Origin of the sequence: Franconibacter sp. IITDAS19 (genome assembly GCF_023079515.1) — a bacterium.
In the GTDB taxonomy this organism is placed as follows: domain Bacteria; phylum Pseudomonadota; class Gammaproteobacteria; order Enterobacterales; family Enterobacteriaceae; genus Franconibacter; species Franconibacter pulveris.
Genome location: NZ_JALJCP010000003.1, coordinates 304,612 through 329,560 on the forward strand (window position 1 = coordinate 304,612; position 24,949 = coordinate 329,560).

Genomic DNA, 24,949 nt, shown 5'->3' on the forward strand with positions numbered 1-24,949 from the left:
ATTTTTTTGGGGTACGAGGGTAAGTTAATGAGTGATATGCATTCGCTGCTCGTGGCGGCGATACTGGGCGTGGTCGAGGGGTTAACGGAGTTTCTGCCGGTCTCCAGCACTGGTCATATGATTATTGTCGGCCACCTGTTGGGCTTTGAAGGCGAAACGGCGAAAACCTTTGAGGTGGTTATCCAGCTCGGTTCCATTCTGGCTGTGGTGGTGATGTTCTGGCGCCGCCTGTTTGGGCTCATCGGCATTCATTTCGGCCACCCTGTGCACGAAGGCGCTGGTAAAGGCCGTCTCTCTTTGATTCACATTCTGCTCGGCATGGTGCCCGCCGTCGTGCTGGGGCTGGTGTTCCATGACGCCATTAAGTCGCTGTTTAACCCGATAAACGTTATGTATGCGCTGGTCGTGGGCGGTCTGCTGCTGATTGCCGCCGAATGCCTGAAGCCAAAAGAGCCTCGCGCGCTCGGCATCGACGACATGACTTACCGTCAGGCGTTTATGATTGGCTGCTTCCAGTGTCTGGCGTTATGGCCGGGCTTCTCCCGTTCGGGGGCGACCATTTCCGGCGGCATGCTGATGGGCGTGAGCCGTTATGCGGCTTCCGAGTTCTCGTTCCTGCTGGCGGTGCCGATGATGATGGGCGCCACCGCGCTTGACCTCTACAAGAGCATCGGCTTTCTGACGATGCACGATCTGCCGATGTTCGCGGTGGGCTTCATTACTGCGTTTATCGTGGCGCTGATAGCGATCAAAACTTTCCTGCATATCATCAAGCGCATCTCGTTTATTCCGTTCGCCATCTACCGTTTTATCGTGGCGGGCGCGGTTTACCTCGTCTTTATGTAAGGCGTCAGCCCTCAGCCTGCGGCTGGGGGCAACGTTCCGCTTTCCAGTTCGCCACGGCGCGAATGCGCCGTTTGGTTAATTCTTCGCGAATCTCCGCGCCGGTAAAGCCTGCGGCCACTACCTCTTTTGACGAAACGCTTTTCGCCACTTCCCAGGCTTCGCGCAGCAAACGCCCCTGCGGGTAATCGTTCGCTTCAAAGCCGGTGCGCCCGCGCACGTCCGCTTCGCTGGTAATGGCGATTTGCTCCACGCGCTGCGGCTTGCGCCAGGCGTCGATGGCGTCGAAAAGGTTTACGATGGTGCGCGGCTTAAGCATAGGGAAGGTATGGATAAGGTCATGGAACTCTGCCACCAGCTTTGCGAGATCGCGAATTTCATTCGGCACGCGCAGTCGCTGGCAGACCCGCTCCACAAGCCGTACGCCCGCCGGGCCGTGGCCATGATGGCGCGGCCAGAGGTGTTTCGGCGTCAGCCCTTTGCCGAGATCATGCAAAAGCGCGGCGAAACGCACGTCTACCGCCGGGCTTAGCATCGCCGCCATCGAGAGCGTCATCAAGGTGTGAATGCCGGTGTCGATCTCCGGGTGCCATTTCTCTGGCGCAGGGACGCCAAACAGCGCGTCCAGCTCCGGGAACAGCACTTTCAGCGCGTCGCATTCGCGAAGCACCATGAAGAAGACCTGCGGGTTGCGGCTGGTGAGCGCGTTTTCTGTCTCTTTCCATACGCGCTCCGGCGTCAGGTGCTCCAGCTCGCCGTTGCGCGCCATTTCGCGCATGAGCTCCAGAGTTTGCGGCGCGATGCGGAAATTAAGATGCGCGTAGCGGGCGGCGAAACGGGCGACGCGCAGCACGCGCAGCGGATCTTCCCCAAAAGCGGGGGAGACGTGGCGCAGCTGCCGTTTTTCAATGTCGGCGCGGCCATGGTAAGGGTCAATGTAATCGCCGTTTTCATCCTGGGCGATAGCGTTGATGGTGAGATCGCGGCGCAGCAAATCCTGCTCCAGCGTGACATCCGGCGCCGCGTAGCAGGTGAAGCCGGTATAGCCCTGGCCCGATTTACGCTCGGTGCGCGCCAGCGCGTACTCTTCGTGGCTTTGTGGATGCAAAAAGACCGGGAAATCCCGTCCCACCTGTTGATAGCCGTTATCGAGCATCTCCTGCGGCGTGGCGCCGACGACCACCCAATCTCTGTCCTTCACCGGTAAGCCCAACAGGGCGTCCCGTACCGCACCACCCACCAGATAACTCTTCACCCAACATTCTCCAGCTTTACAATTTGCCGACAGATAATACGTAAGTGTAGAGGAGATGGCGAAAGAAAAGGGCAGCGTAGCGCTGCCCGTGAGGGATCAACTCATCCAGCGGTCTTTGCGCTTGCGGCTTGGGATCATGTGCGGCAGCAACAGACCCAGCAGCAGCCCTACGCCCAGTACGCCGCCGCCATACATAAACCACTGCATAATAATGGTGCGCTGTTTGTCATCCAGCTGAATATTGGCGGCGTTCACTTTCTTCTGCGCCACAATAAGCTCGTTTTTCAGCTTCTGATTTTCTTCTTTCAGGCCGTTGATCACGCCGTCGCTCGCCGCCACCTTTTTCTGCATGTCGGCGGTGCGTTGGTTCCACGTCGCGTCGATATTGTTGAGCTTTTCGGTCAGCGTATTGACCTGGTTTTCCAGGTCCGGCACCCGGGTGCGCAGGCTGGGTTCCGCTTTTAACTGCGCGAGCGGGATCCACGCGGTGCGGCCGTTGCTGTCGCGCACCTGGCCGTAATTGGTATTGTCATTGCTTTGCAGCAGAGTGACTTCCTCGCCGGCGTTCAGCGTGCCGACCAGGCGATAGTTATCTCCCGGGCCGCTGCGCACCCAGGTATTCAGCTCGTCTGAGACATAACGTTTTTCATCCGCATGGGCCGCGGCGGTAATGCCAAGAGCGAACAAAGAGAAGCAAATGAGGCGTAATTTCTGCATTATCGGGTCATTATTGTCATAAATGTGGAACGATGGTAGTGGCAACAGTCTGACGATGCAAAGCGCAAACCTGAATGAGAATCATCCTGGTCATCCTTCGCGCGCTGCCCCCGTGGCTCAAGGGTTTTGCGACGGCTTATCTACCTGAAACATGGCAATTTGCCGCAAAATACTATCTACTGACAAATACCAGGCTATTAAGTTCGCTGGAATTTCTTCCGGTGTGACGCAACCAGAAATCAGAGACTATGGCTCAGGAAATCGAACTCAAATTTATCGTCCATCCCGCCCATGTTGATGCGCTGCGCGCGACGCTGGGCGGCCTTAGCGCCGAACACAGCGCGCCTCGCCAGCTTCTTAACATCTATTATGAAACGCCGGATAAGCAGCTGCGTCAGCACGGCATGGGCCTGCGCATTCGCGGCGATAATGGCCGCTATGAGATGACGATTAAAGTGGCGGGTCGTACGGTTGGCGGCCTTCATCAGCGGCCCGAGTACAATATTGAGCTGGAAAAGCCCGAGCTCGATCTGGCCCGTTTCCCGGCGGAAATCTGGCCGGAAGGGCTAACCCCGCAGGCGATGCAGGCGGCCGCACAGCCGCTGTTCAGCACCGATTTTCATCGCGAAAAGTGGGTGGTTACTCACGGTGAAAGCCGTATTGAGCTTGCGCTCGACCTGGGAGAGGTCAAGGCCGATGAACACCGCGAGCCCATCTGCGAGCTGGAGCTGGAACTGCTTTCCGGCAACCCGGCGGATGTGCTGAAGCTGGCGCGCCAGCTGGTTTCACAGCCCGGCCTGCGTCAGGGCAACCTCAGCAAAGCGGCGCGTGGCTATCACCTGGCCCAGGGCAATCCGGCGCGTGAACTTAAGCCGCTGACGCTGCTTAAGGTGCCGCCGAAAGCCACGGTCGAGCAGGGAATGGAAGCGGCGCTGGAACTGGCGCTGGACCACTGGCTCTGGCATGAAGAGCTGTGGCTGCGCGGCAATGGAAAAGCGAAATATCAGGTGCAGGAAGCCATTGGCCTGGTGCGCCATACGCTGGCGCTCTTCGGCGCTATCGTGCCAAGAAAAGCGAGCACTCGCTTACGTGACCTGCTGACCCAGTGCGAGGCCTCGCTTGCTTCGGAAGCGTCGGCGGAGACCGTGGCTTACGGCGCTGAACAAAGCACCGCCCGGCTGGCGCTCACCGACTGGCTGGTTTCGCGCGGCTGGCAGCCGTTTCTTGATGAGAAAGCGCGCCAGAAAATGGCGGACTCGTTCAAACGCTTTGCCGACATAAACCTCTCTCGCCACGCCTCAGAGCTGAAAAGCGCCTTTGCGCAACCGCTCGGCGACCGTTATAGCGACCAGCTGCCGCGCCTCGCCCGCGAGCTTCACGCGCTGCGTCTGCTGGCGGGCGTTTATGACGATACCGTCGCGCTTTTCTGGCTGGATAACTGGCAGGGGCTGCGCCACGCCATCGAAACCCGCCAGCGTATTGAAATTGAACATTTCCGCAACGAGGCTATCTCGCAGGCGCCGTTCTGGCTGCACAGCGGGAAAAAATAACCGCAGGGATAATCACCATGACGCCGCTCTCTTCTGTTTTGCAACAGCACTGGCAAACCGTAACGGAGCGGCTTCCCGCCGCCCTCAACGGCGCCGCTTTTAACGACGACATCCGCGCGGTGTTGACCTTCAGCGACTTTGTTCGCGAGGCGGTCAGCGCGCATCCGGAGTGGTTAAGCGAACTTCAGCAGTCGCCGCCGCAGGCGCAGGAGTGGCGGCACTATCCCGCCTGGCTGCAGGACGCTTTACAGGAGGTGAGCGATGAAGCGGCGCTGATGCGCGCGCTGCGTCTGTTTCGTCGTCGCATCATGGTGCGCATCGCCTGGGCGCAGACGCTTTCAACCCTTTCTACCGAAGAGACGTTGCAGCAGCTCAGCCAGCTTGCCGAAACGCTGATCGTCGCGGCGCGGGACTGGCTTTACGCCGCCTGTTGCAAAGAGTGGGGAACGCCGTGCAACGCGCAGGGCGTGCCGCAGCCGCTGATGATTCTGGGCATGGGCAAGCTTGGCGGCGGCGAACTCAACTTCTCATCGGATATCGATTTGATCTTCGCCTGGCCGGAAAACGGCGTGACGCAGGGCGGGCGACGCGAGCTGGATAACGCGCAGTTCTTCACGCGTCTCGGCCAGCGGCTTATCAAGGTGCTTGACCAGCCCACCCAGGACGGCTTTGTCTACCGGGTGGATATGCGCCTGCGCCCCTTCGGCGACAGCGGTCCGCTGGTGCTGAGCTTCGCCGCGCTGGAAGATTACTACCAGGAGCAGGGGCGCGACTGGGAGCGCTACGCGATGGTGAAAGCCCGTATCATGGGCGATAACGACGACGCCTGGAGCCAGGAGCTGCGCGCGATGCTGCGCCCGTTCGTGTTCCGTCGCTATATCGACTTCAGCGTGATCCAGTCGCTGCGCAACATGAAGAGCATGATCGCCCGGGAGGTGCGTCGCCGTGGGCTTACCGATAATATCAAGCTCGGCGCGGGCGGCATTCGCGAAACTGAGTTTATCGTGCAGGTGTTTCAGTTGATTCGCGGCGGACGGGAGCCTGCTTTGCAGTCGCGTTCGCTGCTGCCGACGCTTGCGGCCATCGAACAGCTTCACCTGCTGCCGGAAGGGGATGCCGCGCGACTGCGCGAATCCTACCTCTTTTTACGCCGGCTCGAGAACCTGCTGCAAAGCATCAACGACGAGCAAACCCAGACGCTGCCCGTTGATGAACTCAACCGCGCCCGGCTCGCCTGGGCGATGGGAGTGGCGGAGTGGCAGAGCATGCACGCGGTGCTGGATGAGCATATGGCGGCGGTGCGGCGCGTCTTTAACGAGCTTATCGGCGACGATGAGCCGGAGGCGGAAGAGGACAAGCTAAACGAAGGCTGGCGCGAGCTATGGCACGACGCGATCGACGCCGACGACGCCACCCCGGTGCTCGGTCATCTTGGCGCAGAGTGCCGGGCGCAGGTGCTTTCTCTGCTGACCGATTTTCGCCGTGAAATTGACAAACGCACCATCGGCCCGCGTGGGCGTCAGGTGCTTGACCAGCTGATGCCGCGCCTGCTGAGTGAGGTGTGCGCCAGCAATAACGCGGCGGTGCCGCTTTCGCGCCTGACGCCGCTGCTCTCCGGCATCGTCACCCGCACCACTTATCTGGAGCTATTAACCGAGTTTCCCGGCGCGCTGAAGCATCTGATTCGCCTGTGCGCCGCCTCGCCGATGGTGGCAGGCCAGCTGGCGCGTTATCCGCTGCTGCTGGACGAGCTGCTCGACCCGAACACGCTCTATCAGCCGACCGCGATGAACGCCTATCGCGACGAGCTGCGTCAATACTTGCTGCGCGTGCCGGACGATGATGAAGAGCAACAGCTGGAGGCGCTGCGCCAGTTCAAGCAGGCGCAACTGCTGCGCGTAGCGGCAGCGGACATCGCCGGTACGCTGCCGGTCATGAAAGTAAGCGATCACTTGACCTGGCTGGCGGAAGCGATTATCGACGCTGTGGTGCAGCAAGCCTGGGGGCATATGGTGGCGCGTTACGGCCAGCCGACGCATTTGCGCGAGCGGGAAGGCCGCGGTTTCGCCGTTGTCGGCTACGGCAAGCTCGGCGGCTGGGAGCTTGGCTACAGCTCTGACCTGGATTTAGTTTTCCTGCACGATTGCCCGGTGGAAGTGATGACCGACGGCCCGCGGGAAATCGACGGCCGTCAGTTTTACCTGCGCCTCGCGCAGCGCATCATGCATCTTTTCAGCACCCGCACGTCGTCAGGAATTTTGTACGAGGTGGATGCCCGTCTGCGCCCCTCCGGCGCGGCGGGAATGCTGGTGACGACGACCGAGGCCTTTGCGGATTATCAACAAAACGAAGCCTGGACGTGGGAACACCAGGCGCTGGTGCGCGCTCGCATCGTCTACGGCGAACCGCAGCTCAAAGCCCGCTTTGACGACATCCGCCATCAGATCCTCTCAATCTCGCGGGAAGGCGAAACGCTGCAAACCGAAGTGCGCGAGATGCGTGAGAAAATGCGTGCCCACCTTGGCAATAAGCATCGCGATCGCTTCGATATCAAGGCGGATGAAGGCGGTATCACCGATATCGAATTCATCACACAGTATCTGGTGCTGCGCTATGCTGCGCAAAAGCCGAAGCTGACGCGCTGGTCTGATAATGTCCGTATTCTTGAGCTGCTGGCGCAAAACGACATTATGGATGAAGGGGAAGCGAAGGCGTTAACTCACGCTTACGTCCTGCTTCGCGACGAACTGCATCATCTGGCGCTGCAGGAGTTGCCAGGCCATGTTGAGCGGGAGGCGTTCAGCGCCGAGCGCGAGCAGGTGCGCGAAAGCTGGCGGCGCTGGCTGCTGCCTTAACCGTGCGATTGGGCGTAATTATGCTATCATCGCGCGCAAATTTTGGTGTCTCTCAGGAGAGTCAGGAATGAAAGTAACGCTGCCCGAATTCGAGCGCGCAGGCGTCATGGTGGTGGGCGATGTGATGCTGGACCGCTACTGGTATGGCCCCACCAGCCGCATTTCGCCGGAGGCCCCGGTGCCGGTGGTGAAAGTCGATACTATCGAAGAGCGCCCGGGTGGCGCGGCGAACGTGGCGATGAACATCGCCTCCCTCGGCGCAAACTCCCGCCTTGTGGGCCTCACCGGCATTGACGACGCGGCGCGTGCGCTGAGCCAGACGCTGGCGGGCGTGAACGTCAAATGCGACTTCGTCTCGGTGCCGACGCACCCGACCATTACCAAACTGCGCGTGCTCTCCCGCAACCAGCAGTTAATCCGCCTCGATTTCGAAGAGGGTTTTGAGGGCGTGGACCCGGAGCCGTTGCACGAGCGCATCAACCAGGCGCTGCCGCACATCGGCGCGCTGGTGCTCTCCGATTACGCTAAAGGCGCGCTCGCCAGCGTTCAGCAGATGATTACGCTTGCGCGCAACGCGGGCGTGCCGGTGCTTATCGACCCGAAAGGCACTGAGTTTGAGCGCTATCGCGGTGCCACGCTGCTTACCCCGAACCTCTCCGAGTTTGAAGCGGTAGTGGGCAAATGTAAGAACGAGCAGGAGATTGTTGAGCGCGGCATGAAGCTGATTGCCGATTACGATCTCTGCGCGCTGCTGGTGACCCGTTCCGAACAGGGCATGACGCTGCTGCAGCCGGGCAAAGCGCCGTTCCACCTGCCGACGCAGGCGCAGGAAGTTTATGACGTGACCGGCGCGGGCGACACCGTCATCGGCGTGCTGGCGGCGACGCTTGCCGCCGGTAACACGCTGGAAGAGTCTTGCTATTTCGCCAACGCGGCGGCGGGCGTGGTGGTCGGCAAGCTCGGCACCTCGACCGTTTCGCCCATTGAACTGGAAAACGCGGTGCGCGGACGTTCAGAAACCGGTTTTGGCGTGATGACCGAGCAGGGGCTGAAAGAGGCGGTGCTGGCGGCGCGCAAGCGCGGCGAGAAAGTGGTGATGACCAATGGCGTGTTCGACATTCTGCACGCAGGCCACGTCTCTTATCTGGCCAACGCGCGCAAGCTGGGCGACCGCCTGATTGTCGCGGTAAATAGCGATGCTTCAACGAAGCGCCTGAAAGGCGAAACCCGTCCGGTTAACCCGCTCGAGCAGCGCATGATTGTGCTGGGCGCGCTGGAAGCGGTGGACTGGGTAGTTTCGTTTGAAGAAGACACGCCGCAGCGTCTGATAGGCGAGATCCTGCCGGATCTGCTGGTAAAAGGCGGCGACTATAAGCCGGAGGATATCGCAGGCAGTAAAGAAGTGTGGGCCAACGGCGGTGAAGTGCTGGTGCTCAACTTTGAAGATGGTTGCTCCACCACCAACATCATCAAGAAAATCCAGAAAAACAGCTAGGTTTGTTGCAAAAGCCCCTGCCTGAGCGGGGGCTGAGCGGCGACGGTTAGTCCTGCTTGTCGATATTATCAACAGGCGGAATCGCCGGCGGCGGCGTTACCGGTTCTGCGGTAACGGGCGTTGCAGAAGCAGGCGTAGCGGTTGCGGCGGGAGTCGCGGCAGTCGTGCTGGCGCCACGGCTTTCCAGCTCGGTCAGGCGCTGCTCCAGGGCGGTCAGCTTTTCACGGGTGCGCAATAGCACCTGCGTCTGCACATCAAATTCCTCACGGCTTACCAGGTCAAGGCGCGACAGCTGGGATTGCAGAACCTGGCGGATCTTCTTCTCGACATCTTCCCCGAACTCGCGGATCCCTTTTGGCATCGATTCATGGACCTGACGGGCGATCTGTTCAATTTTCTTCGGGTCAATCATAGCGGTTTCCCTGATCTTCAACGGTGTGAACTCTAATTGTAATGCCTGATCCGAAGGGGATAAACCGGAAATGTTTGAATCGAATACATTGCCGACAATAATCATTGGCGTTATAGTTAACCCGCTTATTCTCAGGGCGGGGCGAAATTCCCCACCGGCGGTAAATCAGTTTTTCTGTCCATACTCTTTTTCGCGTTGCGGCAAAGCGGCGTGAAAGACGAAGGATAAACTGAAAGCCCGCGAGCGCTTCAGATTATCTCTGAAGGTCAGCAGATCCGGTGAAATTCCGGGGCCGACGGTTAAAGTCCGGATGGGAGAGAGTAACGATCAAGCGACGTCAATCCGTCCGCTCACGTTATTTTTTTGGCCGCTTTTCGGCACTCCTAAGACCGCCCTGGTTCTGGTAATCCATAATTTTAATGAGGTTTTTTTACCATGAATCAGACGCTTCTTTCCTCTTTTGGCACTTCGTTCGAACGCGTGGAAAACGCGCTGGCTGCGCTGCGCGAAGGTCGCGGCGTGATGGTGCTTGACGATGAAGATCGTGAAAATGAAGGCGACATGATTTTCGCCGCCGAAACCATGACCGTTGAACAGATGGCGCTGACCATTCGTCACGGCAGCGGCATTGTCTGCCTTTGCCTGACTGACGAACGCCGCCAGCAGCTCGATCTGCCGATGATGGTGGAAAATAACACCAGCGCTTACGGCACCGGCTTTACGGTGACGATTGAAGCGGCGCGCGGTGTGACGACTGGCGTTTCCGCAGCCGACCGCATCACCACGATCCGCGCGGCGATTGCCGATGACGCTAAGCCGTCCGACCTTAACCGTCCGGGCCACGTTTTCCCGCTGCGCGCGCAGCCGGGCGGCGTACTGACCCGCGGCGGCCACACCGAAGCGACTATCGATCTGGTTACGCTGGCGGGCTTTAAACCTGCGGGCGTGCTGTGCGAACTGACTAACGACGACGGCTCAATGGCGCGTGCGCCAGAGTGCATTGAATTCGCGAAGCAGCACAATATGGCTGTCGTCACCATTGAAGATCTGGTGGCTTACCGCCAGGCGCATGCGCGTAAAGCCAGCTAAGGCATAGCGCGAACAGAAAAAAGCCCGGTCGCTACCGGGCTTTTTTGTTAGCCGATGCCGCTGGTTTGCAACAGCGTCAGGCTGAACCCCATCACTGACATGCCGCACAGCACGCCATAGCTCGGGTTGTTGTGCGGGTCTATCTCTTTGGCGAGCGGCATTAACTCATCCACTGACAGCGCCACCATAATCCCCGCGACCGCCGCCATGATGGAAGCCATTACGACGGGCGAAACCATCGATCCCAAAATAAGCCACGCCAGCACGCCGCCGACGATTTCCGCAAGACCGGAAACGCCCGCCCAGAGCACCGCTTTGCGTTTAGAGCCCGTTGCGGCGTAAACCGGCCCGGCCACCGCCAGCCCTTCGGGAATGTTGTGCAGCGCGACGGCGAGCGCAATGCCGAAACCCAGCTCCAGGTTATTGCTGGCGGTAACGAACGTCGCTACGCCCTCCGGAAAGTTATGCAGGCTGATGCCAAGCGTCAGCAGCAGGGCGGTGCGCCGCAGGTTGCGCACGCCGTGCGCTTCGCCGTGGCCTTTATCCAGCAAATCCTGCGGGTGCGCGTGCGGCAGCATCCGGTCCAGCGCGAAGTAGCCAAGCAGGCCAATAATAAACATGCCATAGCCCAGCACTGGCGACATTCCCTCTTCATGCAGCGCGGCGGGCAGCATTTCCATCAGCGAAATAAGCAGCATAATGCCCGCCGCAAAGCCGAGTGAGAAAGCCAACAGGCGGTTAGACGGCCGCTGGCCGAGCACCCCTAAAAAGGCGCCGATAAACGTGGCGCCGCCCGCCAGCAACGTCAGGATCAGAGGCACAGACATTGAACGCTCCTTATGATAATGATTCTCATTAATGTAAAGGGCCGAGTGATAAAGGTCGAGTAACCGCAGGGGCTTTTACACATTCCTTACATTCAAAATTTCTGATGATGATCATCACGCTTATCTGAGTTCTTCCCGCCAGCAAACAGCGTAAGGTTAACGCAACAAAACGCTCAATCTTGTTAAGGATATCATCATGACTTCCTCCCGCATGCCCGCACTGTTTCTCGGCCACGGCAGCCCCATGAACGTGCTGGAAGACAACCACTATACCCGGACCTGGCGCGGTTTGGGTGAAACGCTGCCGCGTCCAAAGGCAATTGTCGTGGTTTCCGCTCACTGGTATACGCGCGGTACGGGCGTGACGGCGATGGAGCAGCCGCAAACTATCCACGATTTCGGCGGTTTTCCACAGGCGCTTTATGACACGCATTATCCCGCTCCCGGCTCGCCTGAGCTGGCGCAGCGCGTGGCGGATCTGCTTGCGCCGACGCCCGTGACGCTCGACCGCGAAGCCTGGGGATTCGACCATGGCTCCTGGGGCGTGCTGATTAAAATGTACCCCGACGCCGACATTCCCATGGTGCAACTGAGTATAGACAGCACCAAACCTCCCGTCTGGCATTACGAGCAGGGGCGTAAACTTGCGAAACTGCGTGATGAAGGCATTATGCTGGTGGCGAGCGGCAACGTGGTGCATAACCTGCGCACGGCGCGCTGGCATGGCGAAAGCACCCCTTATCCGTGGGCGGAATCGTTCAATAACTTTGTTAAACAAAACCTGCGCTGGCGGGGCGAGGCGCAGTCGCACCCGCTGGTAAACTACCTTGAGCATGAAGGCGGTAGCTTGTCTAACCCTACGCCGGAACATTTCTTGCCGCTGCTTTATGTGCTTGGCGCCTGGAATGGCGAAGAGCCGCTAAGCGTGCCGCTGGAAGGGATGGAGATGGGATCGATAAGCATGCTTTCGGTGCAGGTGGGTTAAAAATAACGGCGCATGTTTCGCGCCGTTTTTTTATTCCACAAAGATATGCGGATAAAAGCGCGAGAGATCCTGCGTAATCAATTCGCGATCTTCGCGTATCCCAATGCCCGCCGCCTGGTCGTTAATCAGCCAGCTGCCGATAAGCGTATAGCTTTCGCCAAACTTCGGCAGCGGATGGAACTGCTGGACGATCATTCCCTCTTCGCCGTAAGGCCCTTCCACTTTAGCGATCGGCTGGCCATTTTCCACGATAGAAACATTAGCGCCTTCGCGAGAGAAAATGGGCTTCATAACATATTTCGCCAGTTCCGGATGAGCGTCTTCGGCGAAGTAAGCGGGAAGCAGATTGGGGTGATTGGGGAACATCTCCCAGAGCATCGGCAACAGCGCCTTGTTAGAGATAATGCTCTTCCATGCGGGCTCCAGCCAGCGCACGCCTGCATCTTCAAGCTTGGTGGAGAACATTTCACGCAGCATATGCTCCCACGGATAGAGCTTGAACAGATTGCCGATAACCTGATCCTGAAGATCGGTAAACTGACCTTTTTCGCCAAGGCCGATGTCTTCAATAAACAGGAACTCGCTCGGCAATTGCGCTTCAGCAGCGCAATCCTGCAGGTACTGCACCGTGCCGCGGTCTTCTACCGTGTCGCGGCAACAGGCAAAATGCAGCAGGTTAAAGCCATGCTGTTCTTTAAGCTCGGCAAAGCGCGCAATCAGTTTTTCCTGCAGACTGTTGAACTGATCGCTGCCAGCAGGGAGCTTGCCGGCATTGAGCTGATCTTCAAGCCAGATCCACTGAAAAAAAGCGGCTTCATACAAGGAAGTCGGCGTATCGGCGTTATTTTCCAGAAGCTTTGGGTCACCCACGCCGTCCCAGGCGAGATCGAGACGCGAATAGAGCGAAGGCTGCTGCGTGCGCCATGACTGGCGAACAAATTCCCAGGTATGTTTCGGAATGCGAAATTTGGCCATCAGCGTATCGCTGGCGACCACTTTTTCCACCACCTGCAAACACATCTGATGCAGCTCTTCGGTGACCGCTTCAAGGCGTTCAACCTGCGCCAGCGTCAGTTTGTAATAAGCCTCTTCACACCAGTACGGCTCGCCGTACATGGTGTGAAAGTTGAAACCATATTCGGTCGCTTTATCGCGCCAGTCCGGGCGCTCGCTGATAGCAATTCTTTCCATTGCGTTTAACCACCCATTGAACGGGAGCCGGCGCCCATCGCGCTGCGCTGCATGGCGCTTTGTTTCGCCACGGTTTCGCCAAATCCGCCACGGGTTATGGTGGTTGTGGTAGCCGGTTTCGGCGTCATTGCGGTTTTAGGCACCGTTGCGGTACGGCCCGGCTGCGCGGCGCCGTAGCTCTTGCCGCTGGCGTCAGTATACTGGCCGTAAGCAGGGCTTGCCGGGTTGCGCGAACTGAAGAGCGGCTGTTGCGCGAAGCCCATGCCGCCGCCCATCAGACGGCCCATCATGTAGCCTGCCATCAGCGGCATCCAGAAGCTGCCGCTGCTTTGCGCCTGCGCCTGGTTTTCCGTCGAGCCGCTGCCCGCGACGCCTGCCTGAGCGGGCGCCTGCTGGCACTGGCCTTCGCCAAACTCCGCCACGCAATCTTCGCGGGTGGCGTACTTCGGCGCGGTGCGTTCGGCTTCCTTCAGCGCATTGTTGTAGGCGGCGGTACACTCGGCGCTTTTGCCTGGGTTCGCCTGCGAGCAATCATCCGCGTTTTGAAACATCTGCACGGTTTCATCGCTTTTCTCGCAACCGGCAAGCATGAAGACCGCCGTGACCGCGAAGGCCACAGGGGTGAGGTGACGCGCGTTCCAGCTTTTGCGGAACGTGGCGTGATTTATCTGTTTTGTCCGTTTCATGACTTTCTTCCTGGCCCCAAAGATATTGCACAGTTATGGTGCTCAGGATAGTGGATGAGTGGTTGAAATTAAAGCAGAGGGCCGCAAGGGCAGGAGATCTTTACGTTGCCTTACGTAAAGGCGTGATGCGCCAGCGCGCATCACGCCTGAAGCGCGATTACTGACGGAACGGGTTCGCGCCAGAGCGGCGGGATTGCGCGGCTGGCTGTACCGAAGCGGCAGGCTGCGCTGCCGGCATCGTGGCATCGTTACCGGCGGCGTTAGCGTTAGCCGTGAAGCTATCTACGGCCGCGTCCTGTTGCGGATTCTCCGGCGCTACGCTTTCCGGCGACGTCGGGATTGGCTTGCCAAGCGTCGTGTTCAGCGCAACCAGATCCTGCTCGTTCAGCGTACCGAGCGCAGCTTTAATATTAAGCTGGTTAATCAGGTAGTTATAGCGCGCGCTGGAAAGCTGCTGTTTCGCGTTATAGAGCGTGGTGGTGGCATCCAGCACGTCGACGATGGTACGCGTACCCACGGCGTAACCCGCTTCAGAGGCGTCCAGAGAACTTTGCGCGGAAACCACGGCCTGCTCGTAAGCTTTAATGCTGCTGATGGAGGCGTTGACGTTGTTCCAGGAGGAACGCACAGTCTGAATCACGCTGCGGTGCGCGCTTTCTAACTGCTCGCTGGCGCTCACGAAGTTGTACTGCGCTTGCTTGACCTGCGAGGTGACCGAGCCGCCGCTGTAGATAGGCAGATTGAAGCTCAGGCCAACGGAGTTCTGACCGATATTGCGATCGGCATAACTTGAGCTGCTGAGGCTATTGCCGCGTGTCGCGCTGCCGCTGTAAGAGGTGTCGGAAATACTGCTGGAGGCGGTTAAGCCCAGCGTCGGCAGGTGGCCGGTTTCCGCATAGCGGATCTGTTCACGCGCCAGATCCTGGCTCAGACGCGCCTGCAGCAGGGACAGGTTGCGGTTTTCCGCTTCCTTCAGCAGCGCATTGACGTTGTCCGGCTTGTTGGTTTTAAAGCTGTCGATGTTCAGCGAAGCGAGCTGCGGATAGTAGTTACCGCTCACCTGGCGCAGCTGTTCTACTGCGTTATCAAGGTTGTTGCGCGCGGTGACTTCGTTCGCCAGCACGGTGTCGTACTGCGAGCGGGCGTTCTGCACGTCGGTGATGGCCACCAGGCCTACGTTAAAGCGCTGGGTGGTCTGATCCAACTGGCGGTAGACCGCCTGTTTTTGCGCTTCCGTGTAAGAAAGGGCGTCAATGGCGCTCAGTACGTTAAAATAGGCGGTAGCGGTATTGAGGATCAGCGTCTGCTGGTCCGTCTGATAAGTGACGTCCTGAACGCCGGCGGTTTTTTCCTGCAGCGTCAGCGCGCGCCATCTCGACATATCGAAAATGGTCTGGGTCAGCTGCAATGAGCCGCTGGTGACGTTGGAGTTAATGCCGTCGTTGTCGCGAAAACCGTTATTGTAGGTGTAATCGGCGCCCAGACCTAGCTGCGGCAGCAAAGGGCTGCGTGCTTCGTTAATTTTTTCGAATGCGGCGTCACGGTTAGCAGCGGATCGACGTAAATCCGGGTTACTTAATCGTGCCTGCTGATAAACCTGTAACAGGTTTTCTGCCTGGCTCATGGCGCTGAAACCCGTCAGGCTCAGACCGATAAGGATGGGGAGCAGTTTCTTCATTTGCATTCCTTGTTGTGAAGCAAAAATATTGTTAGCGCTGACAGAAGTCGAAAAATGATCGCCGATTCTAACAGAGTCAGCCCGCCGTGCGGCTTGGCGTAACGTGCCTTCTGCCTTTAAATTTCATCAATCTATCACATACCCGCACAGGCAGCAGGTAAACTGGCTTGAAATTACCAGATTCGCCACTATAAAGGAGTGGAAAACGTCATGAGTAAACCCACCAAATCAGCCGTTACGTTCGCCAAAAACGATGTAGAAATTATTGCACGAGAAACGCTCTATCGCGGCTTTTTTTCACTTGATCTTTACCGCTTCCGTCATCGCCTTTTCAACGGCGAAATGAGTGGCGAAATTAAGCGTGAAATTTTTGAGCGCGGCCATGCCGCAGTCCTGCTACCCTTTGACCCGGTGCGTGACGAGGTGGTGTTGATCGAACAGATCCGCATCGCCGCGTATGATACGAGCGAAACACCGTGGCTGCTGGAGCTGGTGGCTGGCATGATAGAGCCTGGCGAAAGCGTCGAAGAGGTAGCCCGCCGCGAAGCGGTGGAAGAGGCGGGCCTCTCCGTCGGCCGGGTGAAAAAATTCATGAGTTATCTGGCAAGCCCCGGGGGCACCAGCGAGCGCCTTTCCTTACTGGTAGGCGAAGTGGACGCCACGACCGCGAAAGGGATTCACGGTCTGGCTGATGAAAACGAAGATATTCGGGTTCATGTGGTAAGTCGGGAGCAGGCATACCTTTGGGTTGAAGAGGGGAAAATCGATAACGCAGCCTCGGTCATCGCTTTGCAATGGCTGCAATTACATCATGAAGCATTGAGACAAGAGTGGAACACCTGAAAATGAAGCGCTATACGCCTGACTTTCCTGAAATGATGCGCCTGTGCGAAACCAACTTCGCTCAGCTGCGCCGCCTGCTGCCTCGCAACGACGCGGTGGGCGAAACCGTGAGCTATCAGGTCAATAGCGCGCAATACCGATTAACTATCCTGGAATCTACCCGTTACACTACGCTCGTGGAAATCGAGCAAACGGCGCCGAAGGTAAGCTACTGGAGCCTGCCTTCCATGTCCGTGCGTCTTTATCATGACGCTATGGTGGCGGAAGTGTGTTCAAGCCAGCAGATATTTCGTTTTAAAGCGCGTTATGATTATCCGAATAAAAAGTTGCATCAGCGCGATGAAAAGCATCAAATTAACCAGTTTCTTGCTGACTGGTTGCGCTATTGTTTAGCGCATGGAGCGATGGCGATTCCGGTTTGTTAGCGTCGTGAAACCTAAGGACACCATTTGGAAAGCCTGTTAAACCTTCCTGTTGCTGGTGGGGCCAGCGTCAGGATCTTGCAAATAACCGATACCCACCTGTTCGCCGGAAAAGACGAAACGCTGCTCGGCATTAAAACCTGGGAGAGCTATCAGGCGGTACTGGCGGCTATCCATGAACAGCAGCGTCCATGCGACCTTATCGTCGCGACCGGCGACCTGGCGCAGGATCATTCGCCCGAGGCCTATCAGCATTTCGCTTCAGGCATCTCGTCGATTTCTGCGCCCTGCGTCTGGCTGCCCGGCAACCACGACTTTCAGCCCGCCATGTATAGCGCGCTGCAGGAAGCGGGGATTTCTCCGGCAAAGCGGGTAATGGTGGGCGAGCAGTGGCAGATAGTGCTGCTCGATACTCAGGTGTTCGGCGTCCCTCATGGTGAACTTAGCGAGTATCAACTGGAATGGCTGGAGCGTAAGCTTGGCGAATGCCCCGAGCGCCATACGCTGCTGCTGTTGCATCATCATCCCTTACCCGCAGGCTGCAGCTGGCTCGATCAGCATAGCCTGCGCAATGCGGCTGCGCTTGATGACGTGCTGAGCCGTTTTCCGCGGGTGAAAAACCTGCTGTGCGGCCATATTCACCAGGAGCTGGATCTCGACTGGAACGGTCGCCGTATTTTAGCCACGCCGTCTACCTGCGTGCAGTTTAAGCCCCATTGCGCTAATTTTACGCTTGATACTATCGCGCCCGGTTGGCGCTGGCTGGAACTGCATCCGGACGGCACGCTGACGACGGAAGTCTGCCGTCTGGCAGGCGCGCAGTTTCGCCCCGATATCGCTTCCGAAGGCTACTGATGCCGACGCTTCTCTATTTGCACGGCTTTAACAGCTCGCCGCGCTCCGCCAAGGCCACCAGTCTGCAAGGCTGGCTTAAGCAAACGCACCCGGAGATCGAGATGATTGTGCCGCAGCTGCCCGCCTACCCGGCAGAAGCGGCGGAGCTGCTTGAGTCGCTGGTCATGGAGCATGGCGGGGATGAGCTTGGCGTTGTCGGTTCTTCTCTTGGCGGTTATTACGCCACCTGGCTTTCGCAATGTTTTATGCTGCCTGCTGTCGTGGTGAATCCGGCGGTGCGTCCTTACGAATTGCTGATAGATTTTCTGGGCGCCAATGAGAACCCCTACACCGGGCAGCAATATGTGCTAGAGTCTCGCCATATTTACGATCTTAAAGTCATGCAGATAGACCCGCTGGAAGCGCCGGATCTTATCTGGTTGCTACAGCAAACAGGCGACGAAGTGCTGGATTATCGCCAGGCGGTGGCCTATTACGCCTCCTGCCGTCAGACTGTGGAGACCGGCGGTAACCACGCTTTTGTAGGCTTCGAAGATTATTTCACCCAGATTATCGATTTTCTCGGGCTGCGCTAAGCCTGAAAGATCGGTACCGTTTTGTTATCTGACGATTAAATCATGACGCAATCCTATAATGCCGATGCCATCGAGGTACTCACCGGGCTTGAGCCGGTTCGCCGCCGTCCAGGGATGTACACCGATACCACCCGTCCCAACCATCTGGGTCAGGAAGTAATTGATAACAGCGTGGATGAAGCGCTGGCGGGACACGCGAAGCGCGTGGACGTTATCCTGCACGCTGACCAGTCGCTCGAGGTGATCGACGACGGGCGCGGCATGCCGGTGGACATCCATCCCGAAGAGGGCGTTCCTGCGGTTGAGCTGATCCTCTGCCGTCTGCACGCCGGCGGTAAATTTTCTAACAAGAACTACCAGTTCTCCGGCGGCCTGCACGGCGTTGGCATCTCGGTGGTAAACGCCCTCTCCACGCGGGTTGAAGTTAACGTGCGCCGCGATGGCCAGATTTACAACATCGCTTTCGCCAATGGCGAAAAGGTTAAAGAGCTGAGCGTGGTTGGCACCTGCGGCAAGCGCAACACCGGCACCAGCGTCCATTTCTGGCCGGATGAAAAATTCTTCGACAGCCCGCGCTTTTCTGTTTCGCGCCTCACGCATTTGCTAAAAGCGAAGGCGGTGCTCTGCCCGGGCGTAGAAATCACGTTTAAAGACGAAGTGAATAAGACGGAGCAGCGCTGGTGTTATCAGGATGGCCTGAACGACTACCTCACCGAGGCGGTAAATGGCCTGATTACGCTGCCGGAAAAACCGTTTATCGGTAATTTCTCGGGCGATACTGAGGCGGTGGACTGGGCGCTGCTCTGGCTGCCGGAAGGCGGCGAACTGCTGACGGAAAGCTACGTTAACCTTATCCCTACCATGCAGGGCGGCACGCATGTGAACGGCCTGCGCCAGGGGCTGCTGGACGCGATGCGCGAGTTTTGCGAATACCGCAATATCCTCCCGCGCGGCGTGAAGCTTTCCGCTGAGGATATCTGGGAGCGCTGCGCCTATGTGCTTTCGGTGAAAATGCAGGATCCGCAGTTCGCCGGGCAGACCAAAGAGCGCCTCTCGTCGCGCCAGTGCGCGGCGTTTGTCTCAGGCGTGGTGAAAGACGCTTTCTCGCTGTGGCTGAACCAGAACGTTCAGGCGGCGGAGATGCTGGCGGAGATGGCTATCTCCAGCGCCCAGCGCCGCATGCGCGCCGCCAAAAAAGTGGTGCGTAAAAAGCTCACCAGCGGCCCGGCGCTGCCTGGCAAGCTTGCGGACTGTACCGCGCAGGATCTGGCGCGCACCGAGCTCTTCCTGGTGGAAGGGGACTCGGCAGGCGGCTCCGCCAAGCAGGCGCGCGACCGCGAATATCAGGCGATCATGCCCCTTAAGGGCAAGATCCTGAACACCTGGGAAGTCTCTTCCGATGAGGTGCTGGCGTCGCAGGAGGTGCATGATATCTCTGTGGCTATCGGCATCGATCCGGACAGCGACGATTTGTCCCAGCTGCGCTATGGCAAAATTTGCATTCTCGCGGATGCGGATTCCGACGGTTTACACATCGCCACGCTGCTTTGCGCGCTGTTTGTGAAACATTTCCGTTCGCTGGTGAAAGGCGGGCATGTTTATGTCGCCATGCCGCCGCTTTACCGTATCGACCTCGGTAAAGAGGTCTATTACGCGCTGGATGAAGAAGAGAAGGCGGGCGTGCTGGAGCAGCTTAAGCGCAAGAAGGGCAAACCGAACGTGCAGCGCTTTAAGGGGCTTGGCGAGATGAACCCGATGCAGTTGCGTGAAACCACGCTTGACCCGAACACCCGCCGCCTCGTGCAGCTGACCATCAGCGATGATGACGATGCGCGTACGCTTGCGGTGATGGATATGCTGCTGGCCAAGAAGCGCTCTGAAGATCGTCGCAACTGGCTGCAGGAGAAGGGCGACCTCGCGGATATCGAGGTATAACATTTCCGCCGTTGCCTTACGCAGGCACGCTCGCGGGTAATAAAAAAGGCGATGACTCTCATCGCCTTTCTTTTTTAGCAATAACGCTTATTTCACGCCTTCTTCCAGGATACGGATGTGAGTATCGAGCACATCGCTCTTTACCGCCTCGCTCCAGGCTTTCATGTGAGGCGTTTGCAGGTGCGCCTGCAAATGCTGCACGCTTTCCCATTTTTCCAGCATGACGATGGAATCTGGCGCGCTGGTCTGGAAATCGACCCCAGCGGCATGATCGATAAGCGGCGCATAGCCGTGACAACCTTCTTCCGCCAGCACCGTCGGAATGATTTTCCGAAAGGCGTCCAGCACCGCCTGGCGATGATGCGCGCCGGGACGGGTACGAATTTCTGCAATCACTGTCAGCATGGTTAACTCCTTTTGTAAAACCGCCTTTCAGTTAAGCAAAAATTTTCGCCAGATGCTCGCGATATTCTGCAACATAGCGCGGCACGTCCGGCATTTTAATCACGTCGTTGGCGATAAAGGTCGGCAGGCCGCTCAGGCCGATAAACTCGTTGGCCTTGTGGAAGGGCAGGTAAACGCCATCTACGCCTACGCCGTGGAAGAACTGCGCTTCGTCGTTGAAGGCTTCCAGCGGCGCGTTCCAGGTCAGCGACAGCATATATTTTTTGCCCTGCAGCAGGCCGCCGGAACCATACTTTTTGGACGCGTCGGAACGGGTGCGGCCATCGCTTGCATACAGCGAACCGTGACCTTCGGTAAACACATCATCAATGTACTTTTTAACGGTCCACGGCGCGCCCATCCACCAGCCCGGCATCTGATAAATAATCACATCGGCCCAGAGGTATTTCTGCACTTCCGCTTTCACATCGTAATCGCTGTCGGCGCGGGTGACCTGAACATCATGTCCGGCGTCGCGCAGAAAGCCTTCCGCGACCTCGGTCAGGGTGTCGTTAAGCTGACCATTGGAATGGGCGAATTTTTTCGCGCCATTGATGATAAGTACGTTGCTCATTATTTATCCTCTAACTATTACGTTTGGCATTAATTTTACCGCACCAGACGATGCGGCAGAATTAGCAAATTGAGCAAAGACTTTTGCCAAAACAGCAATAATTAAGCAAAAAGAGGGGCTTGCCTGATAAGTTTGTCCAATAAGCAAACCGGTAAAAGGGCTATAATAATGCCAGTCATGCTGACAGCGAGGCCTGTCATGCCAGCCCCTGCCTTGCAGGCAGAAAAAGCCTGATCGTATATACAATACTGTGACAGTAAGCCCCTGGATAAGGTACTATCGCGAGCAAAGATCTGCCCAGCGGGCAGGCATTGACGCGTGTAAAGCCACACCACGGTCTGAGGAAAAGAATTAATGAGTGATATTACTCACGACGGTGCAGAGCGCCTGGCGCTGCATGAGTTTACCGAAAACGCCTATCTCAACTACTCCATGTACGTCATCATGGACCGCGCGCTGCCGTTTATCGGCGACGGGCTTAAGCCTGTTCAGCGCCGTATTGTCTATGCGATGTCGGAACTGGGGCTGAACGCCAGCGCGAAATTCAAAAAGTCGGCGCGCACCGTGGGCGACGTATTGGGTAAATATCACCCGCATGGCGACAGCGCCTGTTATGAAGCGATGGTGCTAATGGCGCAGCCGTTCTCCTATCGTTACCCGCTGGTAGACGGGCAGGGCAACTGGGGCGCGCCGGACGATCCGAAATCCTTTGCGGCGATGCGTTATACCGAATCGCGTTTGTCGAAGTATGCCGAAGTGCTGCTGGGCGAGTTAGGCCAGGGGACGGTAGAGTGGATCCCGAACTTTGACGGTACGCTGCAGGAGCCGAAAATGCTGCCGGCGCGCCTGCCGAACATTCTGCTGAACGGCACTACCGGCATTGCGGTGGGCATGGCGACCGACATTCCGCCGCACAACCTGCGTGAAGTGGCGAAAGCGGCCATCAGCCTGATTGAGCACCCGAAGAGCACGCTCGAAAACCTGCTCGACATCGTGCAGGGGCCGGATTACCCGACCGAGGCGGAAATTATCACGCCGCGTGATGAGATTCGTAAGATTTACCAGAGCGGCCGTGGCTCCGTGCGCATGCGCGCCGTGTGGAAGAAAGAAGATGGCGCGGTGGTGATTAGCGCGCTGCCGCACCAGGTTTCCGGCGCGCGCGTGCTGGAGCAAATCGCAAGCCAGATGCGCGCTAAAAAGCTGCCGATGGTGGACGACCTGCGCGATGAGTCCGACCACGAAAACCCGACCCGTCTGGTGATTGTGCCGCGTTCCAACCGTGTGGATATGGAGCAGGTGATGAACCACCTGTTCGCCACCACCGATCTGGAAAAAAGCTACCGCATCAACCTGAACATGATTGGCCTCGACGGTCGCCCGGCGGTGAAAAACCTGCTGGAGATCCTCACCGAATGGTTGGCTTTCCGCCGCGATACGGTGCGCCGTCGTCTTAACTATCGTCTGGAGAAAGTCCTCAAGCGCCTGCATATCCTCGAAGGTTTGCTGGTGGCGTTTCTCAATATCGACGAAGTGATTCACATCATCCGCAGCGAAGATGAGCCGAAGCCGGTGCTGGTCAGCCGTTTCGGCATCAGCGAAACGCAGGCGGAAGCGATTCTGGAGCTTAAGCTGCGTCATCTCGCGAAGCTGGAAGAGATGAAGATTCGCGGCGAGCAGAGCGATCTTGAAAAAGAGCGCGACCAGATTCAGGGCATTCTCGCTTCTGAGCGCAAGATGAACACCCTGCTGAAAAAAGAGATCCAGGCGGATGCCGACGCTTACGGCGACGATCGCCGTTCGCCGCTGCACGAGCGCGAAGAGGCGAAGGCGATGAGCGAGCACGATATGCTGCCTTCTGAACCGGTAACCATCGTGCTTTCGCAGATGGGCTGGGTTCGCAGCGCCAAAGGACACGACATCGATGCGCAGGGGCTTAGCTATAAAGCGGGCGACAGCTGGAAAGCGTCCGCCAAAGGCAAGAGCAACCAGCCTGTTGTGTTCGTTGATTCAACCGGGCGCAGCTATGCGCTTGACCCGATCACGCTGCCTTCCGCACGTGGTCAGGGGGAGCCTGTCACCGGCAAGCTAACGCTGCCGCCGGGCGCTGTCGTCGAACATATGCTGATGGCGCCGGAGGAGCAGAAGCTGCTGATGGCTTCCGACGCGGGCTACGGCTTCGTCTGCACCTTCAACGACCTGATAGCGCGCAACCGCGTGGGGAAAGCGCTTATCACGCTGCCTGAGAACGCCAGCGTGCTGCCGCCGCTGGAGATTACTCATGACGACGATATGCTGCTCGCCATTACTCAGGCGGGACGCATGCTGATGTTCCCGGTAGCGGACCTGCCGCAGCTCTCGAAAGGCAAGGGCAACAAGATTATCTCTATCCCGTCTGCTGAGGCGGCGAAGGGCGACGATAAGCTCGCTTATCTCAACATTCTCCCGCCGCAGAGCACCGTGACGCTGCATGTCGGCAAACGTAAGATCAAACTGCGTCCGGAAGAGTTGCAAAAAGTGCATGGCGAGCGCGGACGTCGCGGTACGCTGATGCGCGGCCTGCAGCGCATCGACCGCGTGGAGATTGACTCTCCGGCGCGCCCGACGGTAGGCAGCAGCGAAGAATAATCCGGACGCGTCAAAAGCGTGCGGGTTAGCGCCTGCGCCGCCATAAAAGGTGACGGGCGACAGCGAAGGCCCGGCGTTGACCGGGTTCCTCTCCCCGCCGGGGAGAGGATTCGGGTAACGGGCTGCGCTTAGCCTGCTCCTGAACTGGCGTTCTCCCGTCAGCGTTGCGTAAACTTTTCCCATCGAACCCATTGTTTGTTAGCGCGTTGCGCATAAAAATAACTGTTTTGGGATCCTCAACGTGATGGGCCGACAGCGGCGCCTGATCATGCCCCGAACGATTCGGGTATACTGACCGGCGGCTGCGGCTTCAGAGGTATTTATGCTATTTATTGTTCGTCTGACTATTGTTGTGCTTTATTGCATTGTGGTGTGCATCCTCGGTTCCATCTGGTGCCTTTTCAGCCCACGTAATCCCCGACATGTTGCAACTTTCGGTCACCTGTTTGGTCGGCTGGCGCCCGTTTTTGGTCTGAAGGTGGAAACCCGCAAGCCGGAAGGCGCAGAGAAATATGGCAACGCCATTTATATTGGCAACCATCAGAACAACTACGACATGGTGACGGCGTCGAATATTGTTCAGCCTCCCACCGTTACCGTCGGTAAAAAGAGCCTTGTCTGGATCCCCTTCTTCGGTCAGCTTTACTGGCTTACCGGCAATATCCTCATCGATCGCGACAACCGCGCTAAAGCTCATACCACGATTGCCACTGTGGTTTCGCAAATCCGCAAGCGCAATATCTCCGTCTGGATGTTTCCTGAAGGCACGCGCAGCCGCGGTCGCGGACTGCTGCCTTTTAAAACCGGCGCGTTCCACGCTGCTATCGCCGCAGGCGTGCCGATTGTGCCGGTATGCGTCTCCAATACCAGCAATAAAATTAATCTTAACCGTTGGGATAACGGTCTGGTGATTGTCGAAATGCTGCCGCCTATCGACACCCGCAACTGGGGTAAAGAACAGGTTCGCGACCTGGCCGCGCACTGCCGCCAGGTCATGGAAGCGAAAATTGACGAATTGAATAAAGAAGTCGCCGAGCGCGAAGCCGCGGATAAGCGATAATCCGCACCTGTAGTGGGGCCAGGCGGCCCCTTC

General features: G+C 57.9%; 22 protein-coding genes and 1 riboswitch. Of the genes, 13 read left to right on the forward strand and 9 right to left on the reverse strand.

Going from position 1 to position 24,949, the window contains the following annotated elements; translation table 11 throughout:
- Positions 1-27 precede the first annotated feature (27 nt).
- Entirely contained in the window at positions 28-846 is an 819-nt protein-coding gene (gene bacA / locus MT962_RS11145; protein WP_024558911.1) for an undecaprenyl-diphosphate phosphatase, read from the forward strand.
- A gap of 4 nt (positions 847-850) precedes the next feature.
- Here bacA and MT962_RS11150 read toward each other — a convergent pair whose 3' ends face one another.
- Together MT962_RS11150 and MT962_RS11155 are read right to left on the reverse strand one after the other, a co-directional pair.
- On the reverse strand, positions 851-2,098 hold the full coding sequence (locus tag MT962_RS11150; RefSeq protein WP_024558912.1) for a multifunctional CCA addition/repair protein: 1,248 nt from the start codon (positions 2,096-2,098) through the stop codon (positions 851-853).
- 96 nt (positions 2,099-2,194) lie between these two features.
- The gene (locus MT962_RS11155; RefSeq protein WP_024558913.1) at positions 2,195-2,815 is read right to left on the reverse strand and encodes a TIGR04211 family SH3 domain-containing protein; all 621 of its coding nucleotides are present in this window, start codon (positions 2,813-2,815) and stop codon (positions 2,195-2,197) included.
- Between the two features lie 248 nt (positions 2,816-3,063).
- Between MT962_RS11155 and MT962_RS11160 the strand changes: the two genes are divergently transcribed.
- From MT962_RS11160 to hldE, 3 genes are all read left to right on the forward strand, one after another.
- On the forward strand, positions 3,064-4,365 hold the full coding sequence (locus MT962_RS11160) for an inorganic triphosphatase (RefSeq protein ID WP_247365604.1): 1,302 nt from the start codon (positions 3,064-3,066) through the stop codon (positions 4,363-4,365).
- Positions 4,366-4,382: 17 nt separating this feature from the next.
- A complete protein-coding gene (gene glnE / locus MT962_RS11165; protein ID WP_247365605.1) occupies positions 4,383-7,220 on the forward strand; it encodes a bifunctional [glutamate--ammonia ligase]-adenylyl-L-tyrosine phosphorylase/[glutamate--ammonia-ligase] adenylyltransferase in 2,838 nt (945 codons plus the stop codon).
- A 67-nt stretch (positions 7,221-7,287) separates the two neighbouring features.
- Complete coding sequence (gene hldE / locus MT962_RS11170; RefSeq protein ID WP_024555589.1) at positions 7,288-8,715, forward strand: bifunctional D-glycero-beta-D-manno-heptose-7-phosphate kinase/D-glycero-beta-D-manno-heptose 1-phosphate adenylyltransferase HldE; 1,428 nt, start codon at positions 7,288-7,290, stop codon at positions 8,713-8,715.
- Positions 8,716-8,761: 46 nt separating this feature from the next.
- Here the strand turns inward: hldE and MT962_RS11175 are convergent, their stop codons facing one another.
- Positions 8,762-9,127, reverse strand: coding sequence for an accessory factor UbiK family protein (locus tag MT962_RS11175; RefSeq protein ID WP_024561673.1), 366 nt, complete (start codon positions 9,125-9,127; stop codon positions 8,762-8,764).
- A gap of 123 nt (positions 9,128-9,250) precedes the next feature.
- Positions 9,251-9,453, forward strand: a riboswitch (FMN riboswitch).
- 109 nt (positions 9,454-9,562) lie between these two features.
- On the opposite strand from MT962_RS11175, the gene ribB reads away from it, so the two are divergent.
- Positions 9,563-10,216 (forward strand): 3,4-dihydroxy-2-butanone-4-phosphate synthase, encoded by a 654-nt coding sequence (gene ribB, locus MT962_RS11180; protein WP_024555587.1) that lies wholly within the window; start codon positions 9,563-9,565, stop codon positions 10,214-10,216.
- Positions 10,217-10,263: 47 nt separating this feature from the next.
- On the opposite strand, the gene zupT is transcribed toward ribB, so the two are convergent.
- Complete coding sequence (zupT, locus tag MT962_RS11185) at positions 10,264-11,043, reverse strand: zinc transporter ZupT (protein WP_024555586.1); 780 nt, start codon at positions 11,041-11,043, stop codon at positions 10,264-10,266.
- 196 nt (positions 11,044-11,239) lie between these two features.
- Here zupT and ygiD point away from each other — a divergent pair, with 196 nt between their 5' ends.
- Positions 11,240-12,028 (forward strand): 4,5-DOPA dioxygenase extradiol, encoded by a 789-nt coding sequence (gene ygiD / locus MT962_RS11190; RefSeq protein ID WP_024555585.1) that lies wholly within the window; start codon positions 11,240-11,242, stop codon positions 12,026-12,028.
- Positions 12,029-12,058: 30 nt separating this feature from the next.
- On the opposite strand, the gene MT962_RS11195 is transcribed toward ygiD, so the two are convergent.
- The 3 genes from MT962_RS11195 to tolC all read right to left on the reverse strand — a co-directional run bounded on the left by MT962_RS11195 (position 12,059) and on the right by tolC (position 15,583).
- Entirely contained in the window at positions 12,059-13,219 is a 1,161-nt protein-coding gene (locus MT962_RS11195; protein WP_188723842.1) for a glutathionylspermidine synthase family protein, read from the reverse strand.
- Positions 13,220-13,224: 5 nt separating this feature from the next.
- A complete protein-coding gene (locus MT962_RS11200) occupies positions 13,225-13,905 on the reverse strand; it encodes a DUF1190 family protein (protein WP_247365606.1) in 681 nt (226 codons plus the stop codon).
- A gap of 157 nt (positions 13,906-14,062) precedes the next feature.
- The gene (gene tolC, locus MT962_RS11205; protein ID WP_247365607.1) at positions 14,063-15,583 is read right to left on the reverse strand and encodes an outer membrane channel protein TolC; all 1,521 of its coding nucleotides are present in this window, start codon (positions 15,581-15,583) and stop codon (positions 14,063-14,065) included.
- A gap of 210 nt (positions 15,584-15,793) precedes the next feature.
- On the opposite strand from tolC, the gene nudF reads away from it, so the two are divergent.
- From nudF to parE, 5 genes are read left to right on the forward strand one after another with little or no spacing between them, the layout of a single operon-like run.
- Positions 15,794-16,426, forward strand: a complete 633-nt coding sequence (nudF, locus tag MT962_RS11210; RefSeq protein WP_024561670.1) for an ADP-ribose diphosphatase — start codon at positions 15,794-15,796, stop codon at positions 16,424-16,426.
- A 2-nt stretch (positions 16,427-16,428) separates the two neighbouring features.
- Positions 16,429-16,851, forward strand: coding sequence for a DUF1249 family protein (locus MT962_RS11215; protein WP_024555580.1), 423 nt, complete (start codon positions 16,429-16,431; stop codon positions 16,849-16,851).
- A 24-nt stretch (positions 16,852-16,875) separates the two neighbouring features.
- Positions 16,876-17,703: a 3',5'-cyclic-AMP phosphodiesterase gene (cpdA, locus tag MT962_RS11220; RefSeq protein ID WP_024561669.1), complete on the forward strand. Its 828-nt coding sequence runs from the start codon at positions 16,876-16,878 to the stop codon at positions 17,701-17,703.
- Positions 17,703-18,278, forward strand: a complete 576-nt coding sequence (yqiA, locus tag MT962_RS11225; protein WP_024555578.1) for an esterase YqiA — start codon at positions 17,703-17,705, stop codon at positions 18,276-18,278. Before cpdA ends, yqiA begins: the two co-directional genes overlap by 1 nt.
- A 42-nt stretch (positions 18,279-18,320) precedes the next feature.
- Positions 18,321-20,213, forward strand: a complete 1,893-nt coding sequence (gene parE, locus MT962_RS11230; RefSeq protein WP_188723845.1) for a DNA topoisomerase IV subunit B — start codon at positions 18,321-18,323, stop codon at positions 20,211-20,213.
- 87 nt (positions 20,214-20,300) lie between these two features.
- Here parE and MT962_RS11235 read toward each other — a convergent pair whose 3' ends face one another.
- Together MT962_RS11235 and MT962_RS11240 are read right to left on the reverse strand one after the other, a co-directional pair.
- Positions 20,301-20,618: a putative quinol monooxygenase gene (locus MT962_RS11235; protein ID WP_024555576.1), complete on the reverse strand. Its 318-nt coding sequence runs from the start codon at positions 20,616-20,618 to the stop codon at positions 20,301-20,303.
- A gap of 31 nt (positions 20,619-20,649) precedes the next feature.
- Complete coding sequence (locus MT962_RS11240; protein WP_024561059.1) at positions 20,650-21,231, reverse strand: NAD(P)H-dependent oxidoreductase; 582 nt, start codon at positions 21,229-21,231, stop codon at positions 20,650-20,652.
- Between the two features lie 354 nt (positions 21,232-21,585).
- Between MT962_RS11240 and parC the strand changes: the two genes are divergently transcribed.
- Together parC and MT962_RS11250 are read left to right on the forward strand one after the other, a co-directional pair.
- Entirely contained in the window at positions 21,586-23,856 is a 2,271-nt protein-coding gene (gene parC / locus MT962_RS11245; protein WP_024561058.1) for a DNA topoisomerase IV subunit A, read from the forward strand.
- 322 nt (positions 23,857-24,178) lie between these two features.
- A complete protein-coding gene (locus MT962_RS11250) occupies positions 24,179-24,916 on the forward strand; it encodes a 1-acylglycerol-3-phosphate O-acyltransferase (RefSeq protein WP_024555573.1) in 738 nt (245 codons plus the stop codon).
- Positions 24,917-24,949 lie beyond the last annotated feature (33 nt).

Coding starts and splice junctions, on each gene's coding strand:
- tolC (WP_247365607.1), bottom strand. CDS start 15,583: ATGAAGAAACTGCTCCCCATCCTTATCGGTCTGAGCCTGACGGGTTTC.
- MT962_RS11235 (WP_024555576.1), bottom strand. CDS start 20,618: ATGCTGACAGTGATTGCAGAAATTCGTACCCGTCCCGGCGCGCATCAT.
- MT962_RS11240 (WP_024561059.1), bottom strand. CDS start 21,231: ATGAGCAACGTACTTATCATCAATGGCGCGAAAAAATTCGCCCATTCC.
- hldE (WP_024555589.1), top strand. CDS start 7,288: ATGAAAGTAACGCTGCCCGAATTCGAGCGCGCAGGCGTCATGGTGGTG.
- glnE (WP_247365605.1), top strand. CDS start 4,383: ATGACGCCGCTCTCTTCTGTTTTGCAACAGCACTGGCAAACCGTAACG.
- MT962_RS11215 (WP_024555580.1), top strand. CDS start 16,429: ATGAAGCGCTATACGCCTGACTTTCCTGAAATGATGCGCCTGTGCGAA.
- MT962_RS11175 (WP_024561673.1), bottom strand. CDS start 9,127: ATGATTGACCCGAAGAAAATTGAACAGATCGCCCGTCAGGTCCATGAA.
- ribB (WP_024555587.1), top strand. CDS start 9,563: ATGAATCAGACGCTTCTTTCCTCTTTTGGCACTTCGTTCGAACGCGTG.
- MT962_RS11155 (WP_024558913.1), bottom strand. CDS start 2,815: ATGCAGAAATTACGCCTCATTTGCTTCTCTTTGTTCGCTCTTGGCATT.
- parE (WP_188723845.1), top strand. CDS start 18,321: ATGACGCAATCCTATAATGCCGATGCCATCGAGGTACTCACCGGGCTT.
- bacA (WP_024558911.1), top strand. CDS start 28: ATGAGTGATATGCATTCGCTGCTCGTGGCGGCGATACTGGGCGTGGTC.
- MT962_RS11160 (WP_247365604.1), top strand. CDS start 3,064: ATGGCTCAGGAAATCGAACTCAAATTTATCGTCCATCCCGCCCATGTT.
- nudF (WP_024561670.1), top strand. CDS start 15,794: ATGAGTAAACCCACCAAATCAGCCGTTACGTTCGCCAAAAACGATGTA.
- zupT (WP_024555586.1), bottom strand. CDS start 11,043: ATGTCTGTGCCTCTGATCCTGACGTTGCTGGCGGGCGGCGCCACGTTT.
- MT962_RS11200 (WP_247365606.1), bottom strand. CDS start 13,905: ATGAAACGGACAAAACAGATAAATCACGCCACGTTCCGCAAAAGCTGG.
- ygiD (WP_024555585.1), top strand. CDS start 11,240: ATGACTTCCTCCCGCATGCCCGCACTGTTTCTCGGCCACGGCAGCCCC.
- MT962_RS11250 (WP_024555573.1), top strand. CDS start 24,179: ATGCTATTTATTGTTCGTCTGACTATTGTTGTGCTTTATTGCATTGTG.
- yqiA (WP_024555578.1), top strand. CDS start 17,703: ATGCCGACGCTTCTCTATTTGCACGGCTTTAACAGCTCGCCGCGCTCC.
- MT962_RS11195 (WP_188723842.1), bottom strand. CDS start 13,219: ATGGAAAGAATTGCTATCAGCGAGCGCCCGGACTGGCGCGATAAAGCG.
- parC (WP_024561058.1), top strand. CDS start 21,586: ATGAGTGATATTACTCACGACGGTGCAGAGCGCCTGGCGCTGCATGAG.